4 protein-coding genes are annotated in these 3597 nt (G+C 70.4%); 2 read left to right on the top strand and 2 right to left on the bottom strand.

The window, feature by feature from the left end; all coding sequences use genetic code 11:
* Positions 1-210, top strand: a 210-nt coding sequence (locus AB0J09_RS59390; RefSeq protein WP_360712339.1) for a hypothetical protein, incomplete at its 5' end; no start/stop codon positions are given.
* A 452-nt stretch (positions 211-662) separates the two neighbouring features.
* On the opposite strand, the gene AB0J09_RS59385 is transcribed toward AB0J09_RS59390, so the two are convergent.
* Positions 663-2090 (bottom strand): APC family permease, encoded by a 1428-nt coding sequence (locus AB0J09_RS59385; RefSeq protein WP_360712336.1) that lies wholly within the window; start codon positions 2088-2090, stop codon positions 663-665.
* A gap of 13 nt (positions 2091-2103) precedes the next feature.
* Positions 2104-3195, bottom strand: a complete 1092-nt coding sequence (locus AB0J09_RS59380; RefSeq protein ID WP_360712333.1) for a Zn-dependent alcohol dehydrogenase — start codon at positions 3193-3195, stop codon at positions 2104-2106.
* 138 nt (positions 3196-3333) lie between these two features.
* On the opposite strand from AB0J09_RS59380, the gene AB0J09_RS59375 reads away from it, so the two are divergent.
* On the top strand, positions 3334-3597 hold a 264-nt coding region (locus AB0J09_RS59375; protein ID WP_360712330.1), incomplete at its 3' end, for a PucR family transcriptional regulator ligand-binding domain-containing protein.

Here is a 3597-nt window from a genome sequence, read left to right as displayed (position 1 = left end):
ATCGGGTCGGCGCCCAACCCCGGCGGCGCCACTGTCGCGCTGGCAAGCGACAGCCCCAGCGTCAGCGTCCCCGCCACCGTTACCATCCCGGCGGGAAGCCCCGGCGCGGCGTTCCCCATCACCGTGGGGGGCATGATCCCGGCCGACCGGGTGGCACACCTCACCGCCACCTGGAACGGGCAGAGCGTCACGTCCACCCTCTACTTCTGAGCCCCCGGCACCCCGGGCGCGGCCACCACCTGCCGCGCCCGGGGTGCACCCGGCCAGCTCCATCCCGGATCATGGGGAAAGGACTGTGGCGGTTACGGGTCACATCACTATTACAGGCGTGCCAAGGGTCCGCGTTCCGACGCTCTACACGATGGTCGAACGGGCCAAGGAGCGGATGCGGCGCAAGCCGGCCGAGCCCAAGCACGAGGCGAAGGTCCTGACCCCGGCCTCCTGATCGGGACCCGCCGAAGCGCCCGTACGGTCTGGTGCCGTGGGGGCGCTTCGGCGGGTCAATGGCGGGCCTGGCGGGGAGGTGCCCGCACGGCACCAGGCCCGTCACACCTCGGGAAGCGCCAGTAGAAATCTACTTAGTAAAGGCAGTGGGACGTAGGCGGCGGCTCCTTGTCGTGCCCGCGCCGCGCCCGCCCATACGTCGGCCGCTGGACCCGGCCTCAGGCCATCTCGGGGAAGTCGGTCTCGGTGGTGCCGATCGCCTGGGTCACGGACGGTCGGGTCGTACGCACATAGCCGTACCAGGCCAGCGCCACCAGAACCGTGGCCAAGAAGGCGAGAACCACGGCGTTCAGCGGCCACTGCGGCCACGGGACAACGTTGACCCAGAACACGTAGGCCATCCCGGCCACCGACACCACCACGCAGGGCCACAGCAGCGGCAGCCGTACCCCCTCGCGGCGCAGGAAGATTGGCGCGGCCAGCGCGACGACCGCATAGGCGATCATGTAGCCGTAGGTGCCGTAGGTGTCGATGTTGACTACGATCTCCATGCCGTCCACGCCGAGCGCGAACAGGATCGCGGTGAGCAGCACGACCCCGGGCGCGACGGCCAGGATGGCGCGGTGCGGCGTCTGCTGGGTGCGGTGGGTCCGGCCGAGCGAGGCGGGCAGTACGCCCTCCTTGCCCATGACGAACACGATCCGACCGATGACGTTGATCGGCGCGACCACCACGGCGAAGAACGACGCGGTGACGCCGAGGCTGAGCACCGGCCTGATCCAGTCGGGCAGTCCGGCGGCCTTGGCCAGCTCGTCCAGCGGGTTCGCGCTCGCGCCCAGGTCGCCGAGCGCGTGGAAGCCGGCGACCTGCACGTAGGAGGCGAAGACGTAGAGCAGGCCGACGCCGAACGCGCTCCACATGATGGCCCGCGGGATGGCCTTGAACGGGTCCTTGGCCTCCCGGCCGAGCGCGTCGGAGCTGGAGAAGCCGACGAAGCCGAGGATGCCCAGCACCATGCCGACCGCGATGCCGTGCGGGGAGGCGTCCGAGAGCGTCAGCTGGGTGGTGTCCACGACCGGGCCGCCACCCCAGAAGAGCACCACGACCAGCATCAGCGTGATGATCGTGATGGAGATGATCTCCAGGATGAGCGAGATCCTGGCCGACAGCCGGATGCCCCAGACGGTGAACAGCGTGGCCAGCGAGCCGATCACGACGGCCAGCACCACGTTCCATCCCGTGCCCTCGATCGGCAGCCCGATCTGCGACAGGAAGATGGTGAAGTGGTAGACGGCCCCGCCGAGCGAGCCGGCCGCGATGCCGAAGCAGCCGATGATGAGTGTGACGCCGGTGAGGTAGGCACCGAAGGGCCCCAGGCCCTGCGCGGCGTAGTTGTAGAGCGAGCCCGCCGAGGCGCGCCGCTTGGCGAACTGGGCGATGCAGTAGCCGACGGCCAGGATCACGATCGTGGCCAGTGTGAACGACAGCCACGAGGCGTTGCCCGAGCTGGCATAGATGCCGGCCACGCTGAAGGCGATGACCGCGCTCGGCGCGATGTTGGCGATTGCCTGGGCGACGACCTCGCCGGCCGACATCGCGCCCTTCCTGAGGCCGTCTTCGGCCTGCTGCACGGGTGTCTGGGTCATGGGGGATGTCTCCTCAGGGGATCAGGAGGGTTCGCAACGCCTCGCCGCTGGCCAGGGCTTCCAGCGCGAGGGGAGCTTCGTCGAGGGCGGCGCGGCGGCTGACCAGCTGGTCGAGCCGGAGCAGGCCGTCCATGTAGCGGTCGACCAGCGCCGGGATGTCGATCGCTGGGCGGACGCTGCCGTAGTTCGAGCCGAGGATGCGCTGGTCGGCCTCGGCCAGCACGAGCGGGTCGAAACGGGCCAGGGTGCCCTTGGGCGGCAGCCCGACCGCGACGGCCGCGCCGCCCAGGCCGAGCATCTTGATCGCGGCCTCCAGGGTGGACTGGTGGCCCACCGCGTCGAAGGCGTAGTCGACGCCGTCGGGCAGCAGGTCGCGCAGCGCCTCGACGTTGTCCTCGGCCGGTAGCTGGTCGGTGGCGCCGAGCGCGGCGGCCAGGGCGGTCTTCTCCGGCCTGGTGTCGATGGCGATGATCCGCTCAGCGCCTGCCAGCTTGGCGCCCTGCACGACGGACAGTCCGACGCCGCCGCAGCCGATCACGGCCACCGTGCTGCCTGGCACCACCGCGGCGGTGTTGGTCACGGCGCCCACCCCGGTCGCGACCGCGCAGCCGACTAGCGCCACGGTGTCGAGCGGAGCGTCGTCACGGACCTTGACCGCGCCGGAGGCGGGCACCACGGCCTCCTCGGCGAAGGACGAGACGCCCAGATAGTGGAAGACGGTCTCGCCGCTGCGGCTGAGCCTGCTGGTGCCGTCCTGCAGCACGCCGCCTGGGGCCACGACGTTGGCCGCGACCTGGCAGCGGGCTTCGTGGCCGGACCGGCAGTACCGGCATCGGCCGCAGGGGGCCACCCACGACAGCACCACGTGATCGCCCTCGGCCAGGCTGGTGACGCCCGGCCCGAGCGCGGTGACGACGCCGGAGCCCTCGTGGCCCATCACCAGGGGAGCCTGGACGTCCCACTCGCCGCGCCGGACGTGGAGGTCCGATCCGCACACCCCGGCGGCGGCGATCTTCACCCGTACCTCGCCCGGACCGGGCGGGGCCAGGTCCACGTCCTGGATGGTGACGGGGGACTCGGCCGACTCGAATAGCGCGGCTCGCACCTGACCTCCTCGATAGGGCCGGGAACAGGGAAGATGTCACCCGGCGTTACGCAACGTGATGGCCATGGTATGAATTGGCGCATTGATGCGGCATGTGGCCAAACGTCCATTGAATGGTGATAAGGGCGACGATTGGCTATGTTGGAGACGGTCGGGGACGTCGCGCAGCGGTTCCGGCTGCGCGTGCTGTCCGGCGATTCCGCGCTCGACCGGCCCATCCGCTGGACCCATCTGTCAGAGCTCACCGACCCCACCCCGTGGCTGCAGGGGGGCGAGCTGCTGCTGACCGTCGGTCTCACCCTCGACGACCCCGCCGGCCAGTGTGCCTATGCCGAACTACACCGTGCCCACTCCCCCGCGGCCGTCCGGTACCGCACAGGCCTGGAGTACGTGCGCACGGTG

Source organism: Nonomuraea sp. NPDC049784, assembly GCF_040659615.1.
GTDB lineage: Bacteria > Actinomycetota > Actinomycetes > Streptosporangiales > Streptosporangiaceae > Nonomuraea.
The sequence above is the reverse complement of the archived record's forward strand: the minus strand, read 5'-3'. Positions and strand labels throughout refer to the sequence as shown.